17 protein-coding genes are annotated in these 23,874 nt (G+C 63.6%); 8 read left to right on the top strand and 9 right to left on the bottom strand.

Annotated elements, in window-relative coordinates; translation table 11 throughout:
- Positions 1 to 152: 152 nt before the first annotated feature.
- On the top strand, positions 153 to 1,862 hold the full coding sequence (locus AC1DZ8_RS21490) for an APC family permease (protein WP_477302310.1): 1,710 nt from the start codon (positions 153 to 155) through the stop codon (positions 1,860 to 1,862).
- A 74-nt stretch (positions 1,863 to 1,936) separates the two neighbouring features.
- Here the strand turns inward: AC1DZ8_RS21490 and AC1DZ8_RS21485 are convergent, their stop codons facing one another.
- From AC1DZ8_RS21485 to AC1DZ8_RS21460, 6 genes are all read right to left on the bottom strand, one after another.
- Entirely contained in the window at positions 1,937 to 3,292 is a 1,356-nt protein-coding gene (locus tag AC1DZ8_RS21485; RefSeq protein WP_477401604.1) for an LLM class flavin-dependent oxidoreductase, read from the bottom strand.
- 132 nt (positions 3,293 to 3,424) lie between these two features.
- Complete coding sequence (locus AC1DZ8_RS21480; RefSeq protein ID WP_477302306.1) at positions 3,425 to 4,918, bottom strand: aldehyde dehydrogenase family protein; 1,494 nt, start codon at positions 4,916 to 4,918, stop codon at positions 3,425 to 3,427.
- Positions 4,919 to 5,035: 117 nt separating this feature from the next.
- A complete protein-coding gene (locus AC1DZ8_RS21475) occupies positions 5,036 to 8,176 on the bottom strand; it encodes an efflux RND transporter permease subunit (protein ID WP_477302304.1) in 3,141 nt (1,046 codons plus the stop codon).
- 249 nt (positions 8,177 to 8,425) lie between these two features.
- Positions 8,426 to 9,565, bottom strand: coding sequence for an efflux RND transporter periplasmic adaptor subunit (locus tag AC1DZ8_RS21470; RefSeq protein WP_477302302.1), 1,140 nt, complete (start codon positions 9,563 to 9,565; stop codon positions 8,426 to 8,428).
- Positions 9,566 to 9,620: 55 nt separating this feature from the next.
- Complete coding sequence (locus tag AC1DZ8_RS21465) at positions 9,621 to 10,226, bottom strand: TetR/AcrR family transcriptional regulator (RefSeq protein ID WP_477302300.1); 606 nt, start codon at positions 10,224 to 10,226, stop codon at positions 9,621 to 9,623.
- A gap of 447 nt (positions 10,227 to 10,673) precedes the next feature.
- Positions 10,674 to 12,314 carry an acyl-CoA synthetase gene (locus AC1DZ8_RS21460; protein ID WP_477302298.1) on the bottom strand — a complete coding sequence of 547 codons (1,641 nt, stop codon included), beginning with the start codon at positions 12,312 to 12,314 and terminating at the stop codon, positions 10,674 to 10,676.
- 192 nt (positions 12,315 to 12,506) lie between these two features.
- Here AC1DZ8_RS21460 and AC1DZ8_RS21455 point away from each other — a divergent pair, with 192 nt between their 5' ends.
- From AC1DZ8_RS21455 to AC1DZ8_RS21435, 5 genes are all read left to right on the top strand, one after another.
- The gene (locus tag AC1DZ8_RS21455) at positions 12,507 to 13,478 is read left to right on the top strand and encodes a sugar-binding transcriptional regulator (protein WP_477302296.1); all 972 of its coding nucleotides are present in this window, start codon (positions 12,507 to 12,509) and stop codon (positions 13,476 to 13,478) included.
- A 94-nt stretch (positions 13,479 to 13,572) separates the two neighbouring features.
- Positions 13,573 to 15,627, top strand: coding sequence for a bifunctional aldolase/short-chain dehydrogenase (locus AC1DZ8_RS21450; protein ID WP_477302294.1), 2,055 nt, complete (start codon positions 13,573 to 13,575; stop codon positions 15,625 to 15,627).
- Between the two features lie 223 nt (positions 15,628 to 15,850).
- On the top strand, positions 15,851 to 16,918 hold the full coding sequence (locus tag AC1DZ8_RS21445) for a D-alanine--D-alanine ligase family protein (protein WP_477302292.1): 1,068 nt from the start codon (positions 15,851 to 15,853) through the stop codon (positions 16,916 to 16,918).
- 75 nt (positions 16,919 to 16,993) lie between these two features.
- Positions 16,994 to 17,254 carry a type II toxin-antitoxin system ParD family antitoxin gene (locus AC1DZ8_RS21440; protein WP_477302290.1) on the top strand — a complete coding sequence of 87 codons (261 nt, stop codon included), beginning with the start codon at positions 16,994 to 16,996 and terminating at the stop codon, positions 17,252 to 17,254.
- 29 nt (positions 17,255 to 17,283) lie between these two features.
- Positions 17,284 to 17,532, top strand: coding sequence for a type II toxin-antitoxin system RelE/ParE family toxin (locus AC1DZ8_RS21435; protein ID WP_477302288.1), 249 nt, complete (start codon positions 17,284 to 17,286; stop codon positions 17,530 to 17,532).
- Positions 17,533 to 17,598: 66 nt separating this feature from the next.
- Here the strand turns inward: AC1DZ8_RS21435 and AC1DZ8_RS21430 are convergent, their stop codons facing one another.
- The 3 genes from AC1DZ8_RS21430 to AC1DZ8_RS21420 all read right to left on the bottom strand — a co-directional run bounded on the left by AC1DZ8_RS21430 (position 17,599) and on the right by AC1DZ8_RS21420 (position 21,272).
- Complete coding sequence (locus AC1DZ8_RS21430; protein WP_477401601.1) at positions 17,599 to 18,651, bottom strand: substrate-binding domain-containing protein; 1,053 nt, start codon at positions 18,649 to 18,651, stop codon at positions 17,599 to 17,601.
- Between the two features lie 46 nt (positions 18,652 to 18,697).
- Positions 18,698 to 19,693 (bottom strand): ABC transporter permease, encoded by a 996-nt coding sequence (locus tag AC1DZ8_RS21425; RefSeq protein ID WP_477302284.1) that lies wholly within the window; start codon positions 19,691 to 19,693, stop codon positions 18,698 to 18,700.
- A 67-nt stretch (positions 19,694 to 19,760) separates the two neighbouring features.
- The gene (locus tag AC1DZ8_RS21420; RefSeq protein ID WP_477302282.1) at positions 19,761 to 21,272 is read right to left on the bottom strand and encodes a sugar ABC transporter ATP-binding protein; all 1,512 of its coding nucleotides are present in this window, start codon (positions 21,270 to 21,272) and stop codon (positions 19,761 to 19,763) included.
- Between the two features lie 137 nt (positions 21,273 to 21,409).
- On the opposite strand from AC1DZ8_RS21420, the gene mtnK reads away from it, so the two are divergent.
- Both mtnK and mtnA read left to right on the top strand, forming a co-directional pair.
- Positions 21,410 to 22,684: an S-methyl-5-thioribose kinase gene (gene mtnK / locus AC1DZ8_RS21415; protein WP_477302280.1), complete on the top strand. Its 1,275-nt coding sequence runs from the start codon at positions 21,410 to 21,412 to the stop codon at positions 22,682 to 22,684.
- Positions 22,681 to 23,775, top strand: a complete 1,095-nt coding sequence (mtnA, locus tag AC1DZ8_RS21410) for an S-methyl-5-thioribose-1-phosphate isomerase (RefSeq protein ID WP_477302278.1) — start codon at positions 22,681 to 22,683, stop codon at positions 23,773 to 23,775. Before mtnK ends, mtnA begins: the two co-directional genes overlap by 4 nt.
- Positions 23,776 to 23,874: the final 99 nt, after the last annotated feature.

The following is a 23,874-nucleotide window of genomic DNA, read 5'->3' as shown; positions in this document are numbered from 1 at the left end:
TGACGTGAAAGCGCGCCGGATCAATCTTCACTGTTAAGAAAAAAATACGACTGAGTGGAAACACTGAAGTCGTGCGATCAGGTGCCGGGGAGCAAGCTTCGCGCAGTCGAGGCATCGCCGGCGGGAACAGCGAAAAAGGGGAATTCACAGACATGAGCACGATAAGCACGGCCCTGGAGCAGCCTGCGGAAGGCAAGCTGCACCGGAACATCGATTGGCGGGGCGCCTTCTGGGTGGCAAGCGGCGTTCCGGCCCTTGTCCTGTTTTCGATCGGCGGCATTGCCGGCACGACGGGAACGCTGGCCTTCGGAATCTGGATCGCCTCCATGATCATGGGCTTCCTGCAATCCTTCACCTATGCCGAGATCGCCGGCCTGTTCCCGAACAAGTCGGGCGGCGCCTCGATCTACGGCGCCACCGCCTGGCTGCGCTACTCCAAGTTCATCGCGCCGCTGTCGGTGTGGTGCAACTGGTTCGCCTGGTCGCCGGTGCTGTCGCTCGGCTGCTCGATCGCCGCCGCCTATATCCTCAATGCGCTGGCGCCGGTGCCGATCTTCACCGAGACCTCCCCAGAAGTGGTCGCCTACATCGCCGCGCATGTCGGCACGGCGCCCGCCGACGCCATCGCCGCTGTGGCCGCGGCGGCCACGCCGGCGATCCGCACCTGGACGCTGTTCAGCCACACGCTGGGCCCTGTATCCTTCACCCTCAACGCAACCTTCTTCATCGGCGCGGTGCTGATGCTGATCATCTTCGCGATCCAGCATCGCGGCATTCTCGGCACCGCCAATGTGCAGAAATATATCGGCCTGCTGGTCATCATCCCGATGCTGATCGTCGGCGTCGTGCCGATCGTCACCGGCCAGATCAACTGGGCGAATTTTTCGCCGCTGGTGCCGCTGGCCGCCGCCTATGCGCCCGAGCCCGGCTCGTGGAACATTGCCGGCTGGACGCTGGTGCTGGGCGGCATGTTCATCGCCGCATGGTCGACCTACGGTTTCGAAACGGCCGTCTGCTACACGTCAGAGTTCAAGAACCCGGGCACTGACACGTTCAAGGCGATCTTCTATTCCGGCCTGCTCTGTATGCTTTTGTTCATCCTGGTGCCCTTCACCTTCCAGGGTGTGCTCGGCCTCAACGGCATGCTGGGAACACCGATCGTCGATGGTTCCGGTGTCGCGGATGCGCTGGCCGGCATGGTCGGAGGTGGCGCGCTCATCCACAGCCTGCTGGTCATGCTGATGATCCTGGCGCTGGTGCTGTGCATCATGACCGCGATGGCCGGTTCGTCGCGCACGCTCTACCAGGGCTCGGTCGATGGCTGGCTGCCGCGCTATCTCAGCCACGTCAACGAGCATGGCGCGCCGACGCGGGCGATGTGGACAGACCTCGTCTTCAACCTGATCGTGCTGGCCATCGCCTCGGCCGACGCGACGAGCTTCTTCTTCATCCTCGCCGTGTCGAACTGCGGCTACATCATCTTCAACTTCCTCAACCTCAATGCCGGCTGGATCCATCGCATCGACAACGGCCACATCAACCGGCCGTGGAAGGCACCGAGCTGGCTGCTCGGCGTCGGCGCCATCTTCGCCTATGTCAACGCCATCTTCATGGGCGCCGGCGCCAAGGTGTGGAACCCGATGGCGCTGTGGGCCGGCCTGATCACGGCGGCGCTGATCATCCCGGTGTTCTGCTTCCGCCACTACATCCAGGACAAGGGCAAGTTCCCCGACCACATGCTGGCCGACCTCGGCATGGCGGGAGCCGACCTCTCGGTCAAAAAGGCCGGCATGCTGCCCTACCTGACGCTGGTCGCCGGCGTGGTGGTGATGCTGCTGGCCAACTGGTATTTCGTCATCTGACAGCGGAAACCGATAGAAACGGGCGCGCTTCGGCGCGCCCGTTTCTTTTTTGCACAAGAGCCTCGGCGGGTGTCTCAGCCCACCTTCCGGATGGCCGCTTCCTCGCCTTCGAAGAACCGGTTCGGCGGCCGCTTCAGGCCGAGATTCTCACGCAAGGTCGTGCCCTCATATTCGCGACGGAAGAGGCCTCGCCGCTGCAGCTCCGGCACCACCTTCTCGGCGAAGTCGTCGAGCCCGGCGGGAAGGTAGGGGAACATGACGTTGAAGCCGTCGGATCCCTCGGCAAGCAGCCATTCCTCCATCGCGTCAGCGATGGTTTTCGGCGTGCCGACAAAGGCAAGGCCGGCATAGCCGCCGAGCCGCTGGGCAAGCTGGCGCACGGTGAGGTTCTCGGTCCGCGCGAGTTCGATGACGCGCTCGCGGCTGCTCTTCGAGGCATTGGTCTCCGGTATGTCCGGCAAAGCCGCGTCGGGGTCGAAGGCCGACGCGTCATGGCCAAGCGCGATCGACAGTGAGGCAATGCCGCTCTCGTAGTAGACCAGGCTGTCGAGCTTCGCCCGCTTGGCCCGCGCCTCCTCGACGCTGTCGCCGACGATGACGAAGGCGCCGGGCAGGATCTTGATATCGTCACGATCGCGGCCGAGTTTTTGCGCCCTGCCTTTGACATCGGCAAAGAAGCGCTGGCCTGCCGCGAGATCGCTGTGGGCAGCGAAGATAACCTCGGCGGTCTCGGCGGCCAGTTGCCGCCCCGCCTCCGATGCGCCGGCCTGGACGATGACCGGCCAGCCCTGAACCGGGCGGGCAATGTTGAGCGGGCCGCGCACCGAGAGGTTTTCTCCCTTGTGGTTGAGCACATGCAGTTTTGCCGGATCGAAATAGAGCCCGCTTTCGGCGTCGCGGATGAAGGCGTCGTCGGCAAAGCTGTCCCACAGACCGGTGACGACATCGTAGAATTCGCGCGCATTGTGATAGCGCTCGTCATGCTCGACATGCTCGTCGAGACCGAAGTTCAGCGCAGCATCGGGATTGGATGTCGTGACGATGTTCCAGCCAGCGCGGCCGCCGCTGATATGGTCGAGCGAGGCGAAGCGGCGGGCGATGTGGTAGGGCGCATCGAAGGTGGTCGATGCGGTTGCGACCAGGCCGATATGGTCGGTGACGGCGGCCAGCGCCGACAGCAGCGTGAATGGCTCGAACGAGGTCACCGTGTGGCTGCGCCGCAGCGCCTCGATCGGCATGTTGAGCACGGCCAGATGGTCGGCCATGAAGAAGGCGTCGAACTTGGCCGCTTCCAGTGTCTGCGCGAAGCGCTTCAGATGCGCGAAGTTGAAATTAGCGTCGGGATAGGAACCGGGATAGCGCCAGGCGCCGGTGTGAAGGCTGACCGGGCGCATGAAGGCGCCGAGCCGCAATTGCTTGTTGTCTGCCATGGGATGATCACCTGAGGTGGACGAGCTTTACTGCTCCTATATGCGAGCCAAGATCGGACGGCTTTGCCGTCCTGGAAAGGAATTCCGTTTTGCAAAACCCTTGTTGCGGAGCATTTTCTAACCGACGGCCGTTCAATCTATTTTGATGAAGACGCCCTTGGTGTTGAGATATTCGCCGAGATGTTCGGCGCCGCCCTCGCGGCCGTAGCCGCTCATCTTGTAGCCGCCGAAGGGCACCGCCGGATCGATGGCGTGGTAGGTGTTGACCCACACCGAGCCGGCGCGGATTCTTCGCGACAGCTGGTGCGCGGTGGCGACGTTCTGGGTGAACACCCCGGCGGCGAGGCCGTAGGGTGTGTTGTTGGCGCGCTCGACCGCCTCGTCCAGCGAGTCGAAGGGCAGCGCCGAGATGACCGGTCCGAAGATCTCTTCGCGGGCGATCTTCATGTCGTCGGAGACGCCGGCAAAGACGGTCGGCGCAACGAAATTGCCGGCGGCGAGAGCGCCCTCCGTGAGGCGGGTACCCCCGGTCACCAGCCGCGCACCTTCCGCCGATCCGGCTTCAAGGTAACCCGTCACCCGTTCGAGCTGTCGTAGCGAGACCAGCGGACCGATCTCGGTTGCCGGATCGATGCCGTCGCCGATCCTCAGGCCCTCGGCGTAAGCGGCGAGCCGCGCGACGAACTCGTCATGGATGGAGCGCTCGACGAACAGACGTGAGCCGGCAATGCAGATCTGGCCGGAATTGGCGAACACCGACATCGCGGCCACCGGCACGGCCTTGTCGAGATCGGCATCGGCGCAGACGATGACCGGCGACTTGCCCCCGAGCTCCAGCGAGACGCGTTTCAGATTGCCGGCCGAGGCACGCACGATCGACTGGCCGGTCGCGGTCGAGCCGGTGAAGACGATCTTGTCGACGCCCATATGTTCGGCGAGTGCTGCACCCGCCTCGGCGCCGGTGCCGGTGACGATGTTGACGACGCCCGAGGGCACGCCGGCCTCGCTCATGATGTCGGCGATCAACAGCGGCGTCAGCGGCGCCTCTTCCGACGGTTTTAAAACGATGGTGCAGCCAGTGGCAATCGCCGGGCCGATCTTCCAGATCGAGGCCGCGGTCGGCGCGTTCCACGGGATGATGGCGCCGACGACGCCGACCGGCTCCTTGCGGGTGAAGGAGACGATTTCGCCGGGCAGCGAATTGTCGATGGTCTCGCCATGCAGCGCCGTCGCCATGCCGGCGTAGTAGCGCAGCATGCCGATGACGCGGTTGCGGTTGGCGCGGGTGCGCACGATCGGCATGCCCATATCTGTGGTGTCGGAGCGGCTGATCTCTTCCCAGTGCTTTTCGAAGAGATCGGCGATCTTCAGCAGCAGCACCTGCCGCTCATAGGGTTTGAACCGGCTCCACGGCCCATCGAAGGCCTTTCGCGCCGCCGCCACCGCAGTGTCTACGTCCTGACGGTCGCCACGCGGCACCGTGGCGATGACCGCGCCGGTCGCCGGATTGCGGGTCTCCATGGTGCGGCCCGAGGCAGCATCGACCCAGGCGCCGTCGATGAACATCTGCCGATGGCGTCCGTCGATCGGCAGGCGCAGGGCGATCGACGTCTGGGCCAGGGTCATGATCATCCTCCACGCAACAAATGGGGCATCATGGCCATCAGGACGCCACAACGCCGCACGTCAAACGTACGGCGTTGTAGCATTTTTCCAAGAGCGCATCCTATGCGCCAGCGGTGGCTACTCGGCGGCCAGGGCCAGTTGCGGCCGCTCATTGTCCTGCACCGCCTCGCCTGCCGGCTCCTTGGCTTTCTTCGGCTCGCGGCCGAAGAACAGCGCGTAGCCTGCTGGCAGCACCAGGATGGTGAGTACGGTAGCAACCAGGATGCCGCCCATCATGGCGTAGGCGAGCGGGCCCCAGAACACGGCACGCGAGATCGGGATCAGCGCCAGCACCGCCGTCATTGCGGTCAGCACGATCGGCCGGAAACGGCGCACGGCCGAGCCGATAATCGCCTCCGATCGGTCCATGCCTCGGGCTATGTCCTGATCGATCTGGTCGACCAGGATGATCGAGTTGCGCATGATGATGCCGAGCAGCGCGATGACGCCCAAGATGGCGACGAAGCCGAACGGCGCGCCGCTGATCAAAAGCGCTGCCGCCGCACCGATGATGCCGAGCGGACCGGTGGCCAGCACCAGCATCGCCTTGCCGAAATGCTGCAGCTGGATCATCAACAGCACGACGATGACGGCCAGCATAATCGGCGCCTTGGCGGCGATCGACGCCTGGCTCTCGGCGGAATCCTCCGCGCCGCCCTGAATCTCGATCTTGTAGCCGGGCGCCAGACCGGCGCGCATGCCTTGCATGTCGTTGTACATCTTGGTGACGACATCGTTCGACTGCACGCCGTCCGGAAGCGTGGCGCGCACCGAGATGGTCGGCAGACGGTCGCGCCGCCATTCGACGCCCTGCTCGAGCACCGGCACCACCTTGGCCACCTGCGACAGCGGCACGAAGCCGCCAAAGTCGGTCGGGATATAGACCGAGTCGACAGAGGACAGCAGGTTGCGGCTGGCGTCCGGTTCACGGGCGACGATGGACACCGTCTCCTCGCCGTCGCGGAAGTCATCCAGTGGCGCGCCGGACATCGACGCCTGCAGCATCTGGCGGATGCGCTGCGAGGTGACGCCGAGCGCTCGCGCCCGGTCCTGGTCGATGACCAGCTTCATCGCCGGCACCGGCTCCAGCCAGTCGTCATGGACCGCAGCGAGCAGCGGATTTTCGGCGAATTTCGCCTTCACCTGGTCGGCGATGCGGCGCACCTCCTGGCGGTCCGGACCCATGATGCGCATCTGCACCGGCCAGCCGGTCGGCGGACCGAGGAACAGGCGGTCGACCTTGGAACGGATCGACGGGAAATCCTGCGCCAGGATGGAGCGCAGCTTGACGATCAGCCGCTCGCGCGCCGGCTCGTCATTGGCCATGACAAGAAGCTGCGCATAGTTCGGGTTGCGCAATTGCTGGTCGAGCGGCAGGAAGAAGCGCGGTGCGCCCTCGCCGATATAGGTGGCGATGAAGCGCTTGTCCTTGTCATCCATCATCCGGGCTTCCAGCGCCTTGGCCTGCGTCTCGACCTCCTTGATCGAGGTTCCCTCAGGCAGCCAGAGATCGACCAGGATTTCCGGACGCGACGACTGCGGGAAGAAGTTCTGCGGGATGAACTGGAACGCCCACAGGCTGGTGGCGAAGGTGACCAGCGTCATCACCAGAACGATGATGCGATGGCGCACCGCCCAGCCAACCGTGGCGCGAAGTCGGCGGTAGAAGCCGGTATCGAAGGCGTCGTGATGATTGCCGGCATGCTTGCGCTGCTTGAGGATCATGTAGCCCAGCCACGGCGTGAAATAGACCGCGACGAACCAGGATACGACCAGCGCGATGCCGACGACGTAGAACAGCGTGCGCACATATTCGCCGGCCGTGGAGGCGGCAAAGCCGACCGGGATGAAGCCGGCGGTGGTGATCAGCGTGCCGGTCAGCATCGGGAAAGCGGTCGAGGAATAGGCGAAGCTCGCCGCCTCGATCTTGACCAGCCCCTCCTCCAGCTTGCGCTCCATCATCTCGACGACGATCATGGCGTCGTCGACGAGCAGGCCGAGCGCGATGATCAGGGCGCCAAGCGAAATGCGCTGCAGGTCGATGCCGAGCTCGTACATGATGGCGAAGGTGGCGGCGAGCACCAGCGGAATGGCGATGGCGATGACCAGGCCCGAGCGCCAGCCGATCGACAGCAGCGAGACGGCAAGCACGATCAGCAGCGCCTCGCCGAGCGCCTCCATGAACTCCTTCACCGCATCGCGCACGACTTCCGGCTGGTCGGAGATCTGGTCGACCGAAACACCGTAAGGCAGCGCCTCTTCGAAGCGCTTGTAGGTTGCTTCGACATCCTTGCCGACATCGGTGACGTTGAAGCCCTTGGCCATGACAACGCCGACCTGGACGCTTTCGTGGCCGTTGAAGCGGTACTTGCGCTGATAGGGATCCTCGAGGCCGGAGGACACGGTGGCGATGTCGCCAAGACGCGTCACCTGGCCGCCGGCGCGCAGGCGCAATTCCCTGATGTCGGCTGCCTTGGTGACGTCGCCTTCGACCGAGATGCGCACCGAGCGCAGGCCGGTGTCGACCGAACCTGCCGGGTCGACATTGTTCTGGCCCTTGATGGCGTTCTGCAGGTCAGTCAGCGTCAGGCCGCGTTCGGCCAGCGCCTTGGACGAGATGTCGATATAGATCTTCTCCGGCTGGTCGCCGATGATGACGGCCTTCTCGACGCCCGGCGTCGTCAACAGCATGTCGCGCGCCTGGATGGCGAACTTCTTCAGCTCTGGATAGCTGTAGCCGTCGCCGCTGATCGAGTGCAGGGTGATGAAAGTGTCGCCGAACTCGTCGTTGAAATACGGGCCGAGCAGCCCTTGCGGCAGGTCGCCCGAGATGTCGCCGACCTTCTTGCGCACCTGGTAGAAGGCGTCCTTCACCTCCTCGGCGTTGGTGTCGCCCTTGATCTGGACGGTGATGATGGCGCTGCCGGCGCGCGTGTAGGAACGGACAAAATCGAGATGCGGCGTTTCCTGCAGCTTGCGCTCGATCTTGTTGACGACCTGGTCTTCCATCTCCTGGATCGAGGAGCCCGGCCAGATCGCCTGGACGACCATGACGCGGAAGGTGAAATCGGGGTCTTCCTTCTGGCCCATGCGCATCAGGCCGAGACCGCCGGCGATGATGATCAGGCCGAACAGGAAGCGCGCGATCGACGGATGGCCGATGGCCCAGCGCGAAAGATTGAAAGGCCGCTTTTCACTGCTGTCGTTGGTGGCGGTCATCGGCGTCAGTCCAATTCGTTGATCGTCTGCGCACACCCTCGGCATGCGGCTTCAGGGTTTCCGATGCTGGCTTCCGGGCGGCGAGGCTTTCCGAGCGGGAGAGACTCTCATCGCGGTGGGACGCGTGGATCGATGCGGGGGAACTCGACCTTGGCGTCTCGACCATCGGGCGCTCGCCGCCCGGAAACCTTGAATGCTTGCGCGGCCTTTCGCCGAAGCGATGATCAGGCCGACTTCATGCGTCTGCCTTCAGCGCACAGCCTTTGCGGCGTCGCCTTCCGCCGAGGCGGCCTGCACCGCGTCGCCGCTCAGCTTGACCTTGAGATTCTCGGTCATGAACTGGGTGCCGGCGGCAACGACGACATCACCCGGCTTCAGCCCATCGGTGACACTGACGCCGTCAGTGGTAAACTCCGCAACCTTGACCGGGCGCTCGTGCACCGTCTCGCCGGCGCGGTCGACGGTCCAGACAATCTTGCGACCATCCTTTTCCGCCAGTGCGCTGAGCGGGATCGACACCATCTCCTGCTTCTTGGCCACCGAGGCCTCGATGTTGGCGGTCATGCCGAGCAGCACCCGCGGATCGTCGGGCAGCGAGACACGGACGGCAAAGGTGCGCGACTGCTGGTCGGCGCTGCCGGCGACTTCGCGGACCTTGCCGGAGAGCTTCAGCGCATCGTCCGACCAGAAGCTCGCCGTGACGTCCTTGCCCGGCTTGAAGGCGGCGATGTCCATTTCGGGAACCGCGATCAGCACTTCCTTTTCGCCATCGACGGCAACGGTCATCACCGGCGTGCCGGCGCCGACCACCTGACCGACATCGGCGGAGACGGCAGTCACGATGCCATTCTCGCTGGCCTTGAGATCGGTATAGACGACCTGGTTCTGCGCCTGTGAAAGGGTCGAACGGGCGGCATCGCGCGTCGCCACGGCCTGGTTGTAGCTCAGCGTCGCCTGCTCGAGCTGCGACTTGGAGGTGAAATTCTTGGCAAAAAGCTGCTCGGCGCGCTTGCGGGACAGATCGACGGTCTCGACCTGGCGCTCGGCGGCATCGAGGTTGGCCTTGGCGCTCTTGACCGAAAGCTCGTAATCGGTGGGATCGATGCGGGCGAGCACATCGCCCGATGTCACGTGCTGGCCGATATCGACGAGGCGCTGGGTGACCTTGCCCGAGATGCGAAAGCCGAGGTTCATTTCGGTGCGGGCGCGCACCGAGCCGGAATAGGCGAGTTCGCGGCTGTTTTGCGCCTGGCCGATCTCGACCACTTTGACCGGACGGATGATGTCCTGGACTTCGGCCTTTTCCTGGCTGCAGGCGGCGAGCCCGAGCGTGGCGACGATCAGGCCGGCGACCGGCAGCTTGCGGAGGATGGAACTGGACAAAGACACTTTCGTACTCCCGACTGGAGATGAACGGTCGACACCGGCGCCCGGCGGGCGGCGGTTATTTCAGGGCTTTGATCGCGTAATCGATGAGGTCGTCGGGCATCGCCCGATTGGTCTTGGCAAGGCACTGCGCCACCATTTGCGGGTGGCACAGAATGACGGTGGCGGCGCCAAAGCAGCGCGATGCGATGACCGGATCCTGGTCGGCAAACTCGCCGGCCTCGATGCCCTCGCGGATCACCTCGGCAAACAGGTCGTGAATGCTGTCGATATGCTTGTCGATGACACCCCAGTCGCGCTCGAGCGCGACGATGACCATCTCGTGGACCTTCTGGTCGTCGAGCATGACCTCCAGCGTCATCTTGTACTGCGCATGGATATAGCGACGCAGCCGCTCCTCGGCGCTGATCGGCAGGTGGCAGATCGCGTAGGCCATATTGTAGCTGGCAAGCAGCATGCGGCCGCACACGGCCTGGTGGATTTCGACCTTGGAGGCGAAGAAACGGTAGATGTTGGCCGGCGACATGCCGAGTTCGCGGGCGATATCGGCAACATTGGTCTTGCCGTAACCATAGTGGCGGAAGAGGCGCTCGGCGCAGTCGAGAATGCGCGTAACATTCTCCTGGCGGGCGGCGTCGACCATGATGCTGGCGGCTTCGGACATGGCTCTCTGTCAATTAACGAGTGACGAATTTCAATTTTCGTCAGTCGTAAATTGAAAAGAGGGAGCTGTCAATGCGGATTCGACGTACGCGTATAATTGGTGACAGATGGTGACAGGGAGTGACGGGCGAGGCCGACGATCGCGGTTAGCGGCCGCCTTCGAATTCGTCATCCTAGGGCGAAGCAAGGAGCGAAGCGACGCGGCGCAGACCCTAGGATCCATGCCGGGGCGCCCGTCAAAGAGTGAGGCGGATCAAGACTTTACGGCGATCATCGACCTGTCATCCGGTGCGATTATTCTCGACCGTCGGCGCGTGGCCGCGAGGTCACGGAATGGATCCTAGGGTTTCCGCGACGTCGCTTCGCGACTGCTCCACCCTAGGACGACGAAGTCGCGGAGGCCCGCGACAAATTGTCGAGGTCGCAGCAAGAGTGCCAATGCCGCCGCCTAAGCCCCCTTCGCCATTTCCCTCAGCCGGAACTTCTGAATCTTCCCGGTCGACGTCTTCGGGATCTCGGCAAAAATAACCGCCTTCGGCACCTTGAAGCGCGCAAGCAGCGCGCGGCAGTGGTCGATGATCTCGGCCTCGCTCGCCGCCTTGCCGGGCTTGAGCTCGACATAGGCGACCGGCACCTCGCCCCATTTGTCGTCGGCTTTGGCGACGACGCCGCAGGACGCTACAGATGGGTGCTTGTAGAGCGCGTCCTCGACCTCGATCGAGGAAATATTCTCGCCGCCGGAAATGATGATGTCCTTGGAGCGGTCCTTGAGCTGGATGTAGCCGTCGGGGTGCATGACGCCGAGGTCGCCGGAATGGAACCAGCCGCCGGCAAAAGCCTCGTCGGTGGCCTTCCTGTTCTTCAGATAGCCTTTCATGACGATGTTGCCACGGAACATGACCTCGCCGATGGTCTCGCCGTCGGCCGGCGTCTCCTGCATCGTTTCGGGGTCCATCACCGTCAGCCCTTCGAGTGCGGCATAGCGCACGCCTTGCCTGGCCTTCTTCTGCGCCTTCGATCCCTTGTCGAGGGCGTCCCACGCGCCATGCCATTCGTTGACCACCGCCGGGCCATAGGTCTCGGTCAGGCCATAGAGATGGGTGACGGCAAAGCCGGCATCGGCCATGCCCGACAGTACGGCTTCCGGCGGCGGCGCGGCCGCGGTGTTGAAGGTGACCGTCTGCGGGAAGGTCCGCTTGTCCTCGTCCCTGGCGTTGATCAGCACCGACATGACGACCGGCGCACCGCACAGATGGGTGACGCCATGGTCGGCAATGGCATCGTAGATCGGCTTCGGCCGCACCCAGCGCAGGCAGACATGGGTGCCGGCCTGGACGGCCAGCGTCCACGGAAAGCACCAGCCGTTGCAGTGGAACATCGGCAGCGTCCAGAGATAGACGGCGTGCTTGGCCATGCCGGCATGGATGGTGTTGGTGTAGGCCATCAGGGCCGCACCGCGATGATGGTAGACGACGCCTTTGGGATTGCCTGTCGTGCCAGAGGTGTAGTTGAGCGAGATGGCGTCCCATTCATCGTCCGGCATCGACCAGGCATAGTCGGCGTCGCCGCCGGCGACGAACTCCTCATAGTCGACCGCGCCGATGCGCTCACCCTTGGGATAGGGCGCATCGGCGGCGTAGTCCGGGTCGTCATAGTCGATGACCAGCGGCTTCACCTTGGCCTGCCCCAGTGCCTGTTTGACGACGCCGGAAAACTCACGGTCGACGATCAGCACTTTGGTCTCGGCGTGGTCGAGCTGGAAGGCAATGACGGCGGCGTCGAGGCGGGTGTTGAGCGAATGCAGCACCGCCTTGGTCATCGGCACGCCGAAGTGCGCCTCCAGCATGGGCGGCGTGTTGGAGAGCATGACGGTCACCGTATCGCCCTTGCCAATGCCGTGCTTCGACAGCGCCGAGGCGAGCTTGAGCGAGCGCTGCCAGAAGGTGCGATAGGTGATGCGCTGGCTGCCGTGGATGATGGCGACATGGTCGGGATAGGTGCTTGCCGCCCGCTCCAGATAGGTGAGCGGCGTCAGCGGCTGATGATTGGCGGCGTTCTTGCCGAGATCCTGCTCATAGGGATTGCCCATCCCGTCCTCCCCGAAATGTTCTTATGTTGAGAACTTCTAACCACAGGTTCCGGCCACGTCACCATCAGCGATTCCCGACCGGGCACGTTTGGCGCAATGATCATCCAGATTCCGCGGGCAAGAGGGTACTGTGTACCCACGCCAATTTGACTTTTGTCGAGAGCCGTGAATAATGTCAGCCGAGGAGACGGCATGGCGATCCGACCGGCAGAACAGCTTATCCATAAGGCCGCGTGGCTCTATTATGCCCATGGCCTGCGCCAGGACCAGGTCGCCAGCCAGCTTAACATTTCCCGCGCCTCGGTCGCCATGTATTTGCGCAAGGCGCGCGAGAGCGGCATCGTCAACATCTCGACCTCGACGCAGCTGTTCACCGACGATGTGCTGGCGCGCCAGCTCGAAGATGCGCTCAAGCTTGATGCGGTCTGGATCGCGCCGGAGAACGACTATGTCCTCGATCCGTCGACCGACATTGCGGTGCTGGCGGCGAGCGTGTTCCTGGAACTGGTGAAGAAAGGCGACCGCATCGGCGTCGCCTGGGGCCGCACCGTCTACACCATCGCCGACATCATGTCCTATGCCGATTTGCAGGACGTCACCGTGGTGCAGCTGTGCGGCAATCTCGGCGCGCCCTATTCCTATCGTCCAGATCAGTGCACGATGGAAATCGCGCGCAGGCTCAACGCCAAGGGGCTGAATTTCTACGCGCCGCTGGTGCTGACGACGGAATTGCTGGCGCATGGGCTGCGCGCCGAGCCGGTGATCCGCGAGCAATTGTCGGGGATCAGCGATTGCAATCTGGCGCTCTATTCGGTCGGCACCGTCGACGCCGACAGCCATGTCGTCAAATGCGGCGCGCTGAGCGTTGGTGAGATGACCCTGTTGCGCGAGGCGGGTGCGGCCGGCGTCATCGCCGGCCAGATCATCGACGCCTCGGGCAAGGCGCTCGACTGCAGCTACAACAGGCGCGTCATCTCGGCCTCGCTGTCGTCACTGCGGCAGATCGAAAGGCGCCTGATGGTGGTGCAGGAGGACAGCAAGTTCGAACCGCTGCTCGCCGCACTCGCCGGCGGGCTCTGCACGCATCTCGTGGTCGGCGCCAGCATGGCACGGCGGCTGCTCGACCATGCCGGAGCCAGTGCGGGGGCAAAAAAGGCTTCCTGACAAACGAAATCATTGCAGCCGGCGCATTGTCATCAAGGCGTCGCGGCACTCCTGTTCACAGCAACATCAAAGACAGCAAAGCGGACATAGCGACATGAAGAACCTTTGGAATGATAGCGAGGCGGAAAGACTGGTTGCCGACTATGCGAAAAAGGGCGTTGCCCGCGACCTCGCGTTGCGCGTCTACACGACCCGGCTGCTCGGCGGCGAGCCGCGGCTGGTGCTGCATGGCGGCGGCAACACCTCCTGCAAGACCAAGGCGACTGATCTCGTCGGTGACGAATGGGACGTGTTGTGCGTCAAGGGCAGCGGCTGGGACATGGGCGTCATCGAGCCGCAAGGCCTGCCGGCGGTGAAGATGGGCGCGCTGCTCAAGGCGCGCGCGCTGGATAGTCTCGCCGACGAGGACATGGTGGCGCTGCAGCGGGCGAACCTGATCGACCCCGCCTCGCCCAATCCTTCGGTCGAGACGCTGCTGCACGCCTTCCTGCCGCACAAATTCGTCGACCACACGCATTCGACCGCGATCCTCGCCATCGTCGACCAGGCGGACAGCAAGCCGCTGATCAAGACCGTCTTCGGCGAAAAGATGGGCTATGTCCCCTACATCAAGCCGGGCTTCGACCTCGCCAAGGTAGCGGCCGACGTCTACGACGCCGACCCGAGCGTGGAAGGCCTGATCCTCGACAAGCACGGCATCTTCACCTTCGGCGACGATGCCAGGCAGGCCTACGACCGGATGATCCATTATGTGAATGTCGCCGAGGACTATGTGGCCAAGAACGGCAAGCCGCAGCCGGCCAAGGCCGCACTGCCGGCAAAGCTGGCGACGCCGGCCTCCATCGCACCGACGCTGCGCGGCGCGGTGGCGGTATCGCGCGGCGAAGGCCGCTTCGACCGCATGATTAGCGATTTTCGCACTTCGGACGCCATCGTCGATTTCATCAATTCAGCCGGCATCGCCGACTACGCCGCGCGCGGTGTGTCGACGCCCGACCTGTCGATCCGCATCAAGACCGGGCCGATGGCGGTGCCGGCGCCGGACGCCGACAAGGCCGGCGACTACAAGGCCGTTATCAAGAGCCATGTCGACGCCTTCGCCAGCGAGTACCGCGCTTATTTCGAAACCAACGATGCACTGGACGACGTCAAACGCACCATGCTCGATCCGATGCCGAGGCTGACGCTGGTGCCGGGTCTCGGCATGTTTGGCCATGGCCGCACGCTGAAGGATGCCAAGATCGCGTCGGATGTCGGCGAGATGTGGATCGAGGCGGTGCGCGGCGCCGAAGCCGTCGGCAGTTTCCATCCGCTGTCCAAGGCCGATCTCTTCCCGCTCGAATACTGGTCGCTGGAACAGGCCAAGCTCGCCTCCAACAAGCCGAAGCCGCTGACCGGCCAGGTGGTGCTGATCACCGGCGGCGCCGGCGCGATTGGTGCTGCGACGGCAAAGCTGTTCGCGGCCAATGGCGCGCACGCCGTAGTCGTCGATCTCGATGCGGCAAAGGCTGCCGAGGCTGCAAAGGCGGCCGGCAACAATTCAATCGGCGTCGGCGCCGACATCACCAATCCCGCCGAGTTGCGCGCTGCCTTCGACAAAGCGGTCGCCGTCTATGGCGGCGTCGACATCCTGGTCTCCAATGCGGGTGCCGCCTGGGAAGGCCGCATCGGCGAACTCGATGACGCCCTGCTGCGCAAGAGCTTCGAGCTCAACTTCTTCGCCCACCAGTCGGCGGCGCAGAATGCGGTGCGCATCATGCTGGAACAGGGCACCGGCGGCGTGCTTTTGTTCAACACCTCCAAGCAAGCGGTCAATCCCGGGCCGAAGTTCGGCGCCTATGGCGTGCCGAAGGCGGCGACGCTGTTCCTGTCCCGGCAGTATGCACTCGACTATGGCGCCTATGGCATTCGCTCCAACGCCGTCAACGCCGACCGCATCCGCTCCGGCCTGTTGACCGACGCCATGATCGCCAGCCGCTCCGGCGCGCGCGGCGTGTCGGAGAAGGAATATATGTCCGGCAATCTGCTCGGACAGGAAGTGACGGCCGACGACGTGGCGCAGGCCTTCCTGCACCACGCGCTGGCCGAGCGCACCACAGCCGATGTGACCACGGTCGACGGCGGCAACATCGCGGCGGCGCTGCGCTGAACATAGTACTGGAGCGGTTCATCGTTTCACCAAAACGGCGAACCGCTCCACCTCCCGGTCTTGGGCGAACTTCAGGCGGAAAACCGCTTTCGCATGCCGTGCTGAAAAACTGCTCGAACCGGTCAAAATCCCACTCCAATGCTCCGCTTATTGCTCACCCAGTTTAAGGGGCGCCTTGTGTTTCGCATGTGAGCTCCATCCCTGATGCTTGGTGGAGTTGGCTATGGCAGCGAAAAGACTTCGTATCGGCGTGCTCTTCGGCGGGCGCTCCGCCGAGCATGAGGTTTCGCTGCTGTCGGCAACCAATGTCATGGCCGAGCTGGATCCGGCAACATATGACGCCGTTCCGATCTTCGTCACCCGCGAGGGACAGTGGCTGCTGAGCCAGTTCAAGGACGGCGCGCTTGCGACACCGTCTGACGGGACTCAGCTCTGCCTGGTGCCGGGCGGGTATGGTCGGATGCTGGCGATCCCCACCACTGGCGCGTCGCACGATCTACCTGCCATCGACATATTGTTTCCGGTGCTGCACGGCCTGCATGGCGAGGACGGCGCCGTGCAGGGGCTGGCCGAGGTGGCGCGCGTGCCGCTCGCAGGCTGCGGCATACTGGGTTCCGCCACTGCACTCCACAAGGACATCGCCAAGCGGCTGCTGAGGGCGGCCGGCGTGCCCGTCGCGCGCTCGGTGACGATCGAGGAGAATGCAGCACCTTCGCTCGCCGCTTTGGAAGACCAGCTTGGCCTTCCTATTTTCATCAAGCCGGCGCGGCAAGGCTCGTCGGTCGGCGTCGCCAAGGTCAATGGCAGCCAGGAATTCGAGCGGGCGCTTGCGGAAGCCTTCCAGCACGATCGCAAACTCTTGGCAGAGGAATTCATTCGCGGCCGTGAGATCGAATACAGCGTGCTGGAAAGCCCCGCAGGCGAACTCTTCGTCTCGCGGCCAGGCGAGATCGTGCCGGCGGAAAGCCACGGCTTCTACAATTACAACGCCAAATACATCGACGAGGACGGCGCGGCGTTGATGGTGCCGGCCGAGTTGCCGCCTGAGGTGGAGGCGGCCATGCGCGCCATGGCGGCAAAGGCGTTCAGGGCCGTCGGTTGCGACGCGATGGCGCGTGTCGACTTTTTCCTGATGCCGGACATGACGTTCGTGATCAACGAGCTCAACACCATCCCCGGCTTCACTGACATCAGCATGTATGCCAAGGCGATGGTGGCAAGCGGCATCAGCTATCCGGAGGTGATCGACCGGCTGGTGGCGCATGGGTTGGCGCGTGCGGGGCGGTCGTGATGCGGGGACGGATTCCTAACAAATATTGTTAGATCTTGTTGGATGCATTATAGTGTGGGGATGAAAAACGAACCCATGCGGACCCTGACCATATCCCTTACCCCGCAGCAGGCGGCGCGCCTGCAGAGCGCCATTGAAGGTGGCGGCTATGCTTCCAACAGCGAGATCGTCCGCGACGCCCTGCGCCTGTGGGAGCAGCGCGAGGAATTGCGCACGCTCGAACTTGAGCACTTGAAGCGGGCCTATGCCGACGGCATGGCAAGCGGCAAGCCAGTGGACGTCGACCCCGCCGAGTTCATTCGCAGCCTGAAGGCAGAGCGCCGCACCCGTGGCTAGCTATCGGCTTACACCGCGCCTCGCAGGATTTGCAGGACATCTGGCATACCATCGCCGCCGACAATGAAAAGGCGGCAGACAAGCTGTTGATGCGCATTTTTGAGAGGCTGGAGCTGGCGGCGCAACACCCCAGGATGGGCGGCGCGCGGCCCGAGTTGAGCGCGACGGCCCGCGTGCTTGTCGAAGGCCGCTATATCGTCATCTACGAACCGCAACCCGATGGCGTTGTCGTCGTGGCGATTGTACACGGGATGCGCGATCCAGAGCATTGGCTGTAGGCTGGCTTACCATCAATATGAAAAGGGCGGCCCATAGCCGCCCTTCGCATTTATCAGACGCCGCGTTTACTTCGCGTTCGGGTTCGGCATCCAGGCCGGCATGGCGACATCGGCATGGGCGAATTGCGGCAGCTTGGCCGACAGGTCTTCCATGTTCTTGATGTCCTTGTCGATCAGGTCCTTCTGGGTGATCAGCGTCGGCGGCACGATGACGTTGTGGCCGGGATCTTCACCGGCGAGCAGCTGCGCCAGCGCCCGCACCGAGACCTGGCCGACGACGGCCGGGTTGGTGGCGGCGGTGGCTGCCCAGGCGCTGTCGGTCTCGCGCATCGCTGCAATATCCGAGGTCGAGATGTCGGCCGAATAGATTTTGATCTTCTTGTTCGAGCCCGCCTCGTCGACGGCGATCTTCACACCCTTGGCGAATTCGTCATAGGGCGCGAACATCACATTGATGTCGGGATGCGCCTGCAGCACCGAGCGCGCCTGGTTGGCGACCGAGTTGGCGATCGGGTTGTCGAGCGTGCCGAACATCGCGACTTCCTTGATGCCTGCATACTTCTTCCTGACGTCGACCCAGGTCTCGTTGCGGCGGTCGAGTGGCGCGATGCCGGCGACATAGACATAGCCGGCATTCCAGCTTTCGCCATTGTCCTTGACCGCCTGTTCGAGCGCCAGGCGCGCCAGGTCTTTGTCCGACTGTTCGATCTGCGGGATTTTCGGGTTTTCGACGTTGACGTCGAAGGCCACCACCTTGATGCCGGCGTCAACCGCGCGCTGCGCGGCGTCCTTCATCGATTCCGTCAGGCCGTGCTGGATGATGATGCCCTGCACGCCGAGCGCTATGGCCTGGTCGACCATGTCGGATTGAAGGGCGGCATCCTGGCGGCTGTCGAGTACGCGCAGATCGATGCCGAGCGCCTTGGACTGGGACTCGACACCCGAGAGATAGGCCTGGAAGAAATCGCCGGTCGAGAGATAGCGCACCAGCGCGATCTTGACGCCCGGCTTGTCGAACGGCGCCGGCTTGTCGGCGGCAAACGCCGGGACCTGCATCAGCATTGTTGCGCCGGCCAGTCCGAGCGCGACCTTCCCCAAAAGTCGTCTTGTGATGTTCACGTTTTTCCTCCGTTTGTTGAACTCGAAATTCCTGTTCCGGCCAAAACTATCTCCGACCCCTGCCCGACAGGGCGAAGGTGAAGACAAGGGCGACGACCAGAACCACGCCCTTGACGAAATCCTGCGTGTAGTAAGGCGCGTTCATCATCGTCAGGCCTTGCAGCAGGATGCCGACGAACAGCGCGCCGATGGCGGTGCCGAAGGCGTTCGGCTTGGCGGCGCCGAGCACCGCGTAGCCGATCAGCGCCGCGGCGACCGCATCGAGCAGCAGATTATTACCCGAGGCGATGTCGCCGCGTCCAAGCCGGGCCGCCAGCAAAATCCCGCCGATCGAGGCAAAAACTCCTGAAATGACGTAGGCCCAGATTTTGTATGCCTTGACAGGCGCACCGGCGAGTTCGGCGGCGCGTTCATTGGAGCCGACCGCATACATCATGCGGCCGAAACGGGTGTATTCGAGGAAGAACCAGATCAGCACGGCGAGCACGATAAGCACGACCACCGAGACCGGGATGAGGTTCGGGATGAAGAAGTCGAAGCGGTGGCGACCGAGCGCCAGGAAAGCATCAGAGAATTTGCCATTGGCGACCGAGCCGTCGGGCATGGTCATGCCGGTGGCGATGGAACGGCCTTCGGTCGGGATGCGCTGCAGCCCGACAAGCAGGAACATCATGCCGAGCGTCGCCAGGAGATCCGGCACGCGCATATAGACGATCAGCCAACCATTGATCAGGCCGACTAGGGCGCCGATGAGCAGGCAGACGACGACCGCAACGACGACGTTCTGCTCCAGCACCACCATGACATAGGCCGCAGCCATCATGGCTGAGGTCGCTACCGAGCCGATCGACAGGTCGAAGCCGCCGACGACCAGCGTGGCGGTGACGCCGAGCGCCAGCACGCCGGTGATGGCGACGGACTGGAAGATGAAGACAGCACTTTGCGGCGAGACGAACCCGTCGGCGGCGATGGCGAAATACGCGATCAGGCCGAACAGAAGAACGATGAACCCATAGCGGATGGCGTAGTCGCGCAGCGTCATTCAGCGCCCGCCATCTCTAAAAGAACTCAAACCCATACGCTCCATTCCAATTCTCATATTTCTTTGCTCAGGCCGCACTGTGCAGCGGCCCGCCGGCGACTTCGGCCAGCAGGCGATCGAGATCGACATCGGCGTTGCGATGCTCGCCAACGATGGTCCGCTCGGACATCACCAGGATGCGGTCGGCCGTTTCCAGCGCTTCGTCGAGTTCGGTGACGAAGAGCAGCGTGGCGCGGCCATTGGCGCTTGCCCTCAACTTGGCGGCGATGTCGCGCCTGGCCGAGATGTCGACGCCCTGGAACGGCTCGTCGAGGATGAACAGTCTCGCGTCTTGCGCCATCCAGCGGGCAACCATCACCTTCTGCTGGTTGCCGCCGGAAAGCGTGAACATTTCATCCTTCTCCGAGCGGCAGACGATGCCTAATTCCTCGATCTGGCGGCGGGCCGTGGCACGCTCGAGGCCACGTTTGAGAACGGCAAAACGCGACATGCGCTTGTGGAAGGGCAAGCTGATATTTTCCTGGATGTTGAAGCCGCCGACAATGCCGTTTTCGCCACGGTCCTTGGCAACGAGGAAGACACCGGCGGCGATGGCGTCGCCGGTCGACGCGGGCGCATAGGGTTTGCCGCTCAAACGCATCGTGCCGGATAGCGGCTTGCGCAGGCCGAACAGCGTCTCGGCCAGTGCGGTCTTGCCGACACCGACGAGACCCGTGACGGCAACAACCTCGCCATCGCCGAGCGCCAGCGAGATCGGTCGGCTGCCCGGTGCGATGCGCAGGCCTTCAATGGTCAGGACCGGCTTGACGGAGCTTCTGGCTTCGATCTGGTCGAGATGGATCTTGCGGCCGAGCATGGCGTTGACCGCGCCCTCATAGTCGAGCGGCTTGCTGTCGAACACGCCCGAGATGACGCCATCGCGCATCGAGACAATGCGGTCGGCCAGCCGCCTGATATCCGACATGCGGTGCGAGATGTAGAGGATGGCAACGCCTTGCTCGCGCAACCGGTCGAGCAGCGCGAACAGCCGGTCGGCCTCGGCACTGGAGAGCGACGAGGTCGGCTCGTCGAGGATCAGCACTTTCGGCCGGTGTGCCATGGCGCGGGCAATCGCCACCATCTGGCGGTCAGCCAGGGAGAGATCGCTGATGCGCGCCTTCAGATCGATGGCGAGCCCCATGCGGTCGGCGACCGCTTTAGCCTCGCGGCGCACCCGGCCCGGATTGAACAGCAGCGGCGCGCCTTTGCCGCTCAGCCGATCCAGCGTCAGGTTGGTGGCGACATCGAGATCGGCGACGACGCCGTCATTGATGTTTTGATGGACAGTTACGACGCCGGCGCGGATCGCTTCGGCAGGCGTGTTCGGCGCAAAGCTGGCGCCAGCGAGGTGCATGGTGCCGCCGGCATGGTCGTAGACGCCGCTGATGATTTTGACGAGGGTGGACTTGCCGGCGCCATTGGCGCCCATCAGCACGGTGATCTCACCGGCATGCAATTCGAGCGAGACGCCGCCAAGCACCTCGATATGGCCGAAGGACTTCCTCAGCCCGTCCACGCGGAACACGGCATCATTGCCCATTCGTTCCTCCCTGACGATGACGCTATGGGCTATGTCATCAATTGTCAACTCGATTGACAATTGCCAGACAGCTTCCTAGCTTGGCCCCGCCGCCATCGCTCCTCTATGATCGGAGCGACCAAGCGCGAGGGTGAGGAATGACTGGGAAATTGCCGTTCGAAGCACTGTCGGGGGAGACGCTTGCAACGCGCCTCGGCACGAACGAAGCGCTATGCGCCAGGATCGGCAAAGACACCGGCGCCTGGAAGGTGCGCGAGGTCGGTGACGGCAATCTGAACCTCGTCTTCATCGTTGAGGGGGCCTCGGGTGCGGCCGTGGTCAAGCAGGCCCTGCCCTATGTTCGCCTCGTCGGCGACAGCTGGCCGCTGCCGCTGAAACGCTCCTTCTTCGAATATCATGCACTGACGAGGCAAGAGGCGCGCGCGCCGGGCTCGGTTCCGGCGATCTACCATTTCGATGAAGGCCAGGCGCTGATCATCATGGAGTATCTGGCACCGCCGCATATCATCCTGCGCCGTGCCCTGATAGACGGCCGCCAGTTGCCGAAGATTGCGCGCGACATCGGCCTGTTCATGGCCCGCACTTTGTTCCGCGGCTCCGATCTCTCCATGCCGACCAAGGACCGCAAAGCCGATCTGGCGCTGTTCGCCGACAATGTCGAGCTCTGCGGCATCACCGAGGACCTGGTGTTTTCGGACCCCTATTTCGACGCCAAGTTGAACCGGCATACCTCGCCGCAGCTTGACGGCCTGGTCGCCGAGCTGCGCGCCGACCGCGACCTCAAGGTCGAAGCGCAGCGGCTGAAGCATATCTTCGCCGCCAATGCCGAAACGCTGCTGCATGGCGATCTGCATTCCGGCTCGATCATGGTCACCGACACCGAGACAAGGATGATCGATCCGGAGTTCGCCTTCTATGGTCCGATGGCCTTCGATGTCGGCATGCTGCTCGCCAATTTCTGGATGTCCTTCTTCTCGCAGCGCGGCCACGAACAGAACGGCAAGCGCGATGCCATGCGCGCCTATCTGCTCGGCGTGACGGCAGAGACCTGGTCGGTGTTCCGCGCCGAGTTCTCGGCCCTGTGGCGCACGGAGCGCACCGGCATGCTCTACCAGAAAAGCCTGTTCGAGGATCAGGGCGACATCCTTGCCTCGGAGCAAGCGCTCGACCATGTGCTGCACCAGATCTGGACCGACCTGCTCGGCTTTGCCGGCATCGAGGTGCACCGGCGCATCCTCGGCCTCGCCCACAATGCCGATTTCGAGACCATCGAAGACGAGGATCTGCGCGCCTCCTGCGAGGCCAAGGCGCTGAAATTCGGCCGCCACATCGCCGTCAACCGGCGCCAGATCCTAGGCATGGACGAGGTCAACAATCTGGCCGCGCTGATCGAACGGGAGAGCAGGATTTGAACGTTGGCGAGCGCCATTACCGCACCATCTGGCTGAGCGACGACAAGCGTTCGGTCGAGATCATCGACCAGCGCTGGCTGCCGCATGAGTTCCGCGTGGAGACGATCGGCACGGTCGACGGCATCGCCACCGCGATCCGCGACATGTGGGTGCGCGGCGCGCCGCTGATCGGCGTCACGGCGGCCTATGGCGTCGCCATCCAGATGGCGGACGATCCCTCGGACGCAGCGCTCGACACTGTGTGGGAGACGCTGCACAAGACGCGGCCGACCGCGATCAACCTGCGCTGGGCCCTGGACGAGATGCGGCGCTCCCTCAGGCCGATCGCACCCGAGCAACGCGCCGAAGCCGCCTACAAGCGCGCCGCCGAAATCGCCGACGAGGATGTGGGCTTAAACCGCGCCATCGGCGAGAACGGCTTGAAAATCATCAAGGAGATTGCGGCGCGCAAGAAGCCGGGTGAGCCAGTCAACATCCTCACCCATTGCAACGCTGGCTGGCTGGCGACCGTCGACTACGGCACCGCGACGTCGCCGATCTATCTTGCCGTCGAGGCCGGCATTCCGGTCCACGTCTATGTGGATGAGACCAGGCCGCGCAACCAGGGCGCCCAGCTTACCGCTTGGGAGATGGCCGGCCACGGCGTGCCGCACACGCTGATCGTCGACAATGCCGGCGGCCATCTGATGCAGCGCGGCGAAGTCGACATGGTGATCGTCGGCACCGACCGCACCACGGCCAATGGCGATGTCTGCAACAAGATCGGCACCTACCTCAAGGCGCTCGCCGCCGCCGATAATGATGTTCCCTTCTATGTCGCGCTGCCCTCGCCGACCATCGACTGGACGGTTGGCGACGGCCTGGCCGAGATCCCGATCGAGGAACGTTCTGGGGACGAGGTGTCACTGGTCTGGGGCAAGACGGCGGATGGCAAGATTGCGCAGGTGCGGGTTTCGCCGGAAGCAACGCCGGCGGCCAATCCGGCGTTTGATGTGACGCCGGCACGGCTGGTGACGGGGCTGATCACGGAGCGCGGGGTGGCGAAGGCCTCGCGTGAAGGGCTGAAGGCGATGTTTCCGGAACGTGGCTAGCTGATCTCCCCCCTCGTGGGGGAGATGTCCGGCAGGACAGAGGGGGGGCGCTGTCCCGCCGACGTATCAGCACCTGGATTGGCCCGCCAACTTTCCTGA

The organism is Mesorhizobium sp. P2_F7, from assembly GCF_056403695.1.
This window is presented reverse-complemented; position numbering and strand designations above follow the sequence as displayed.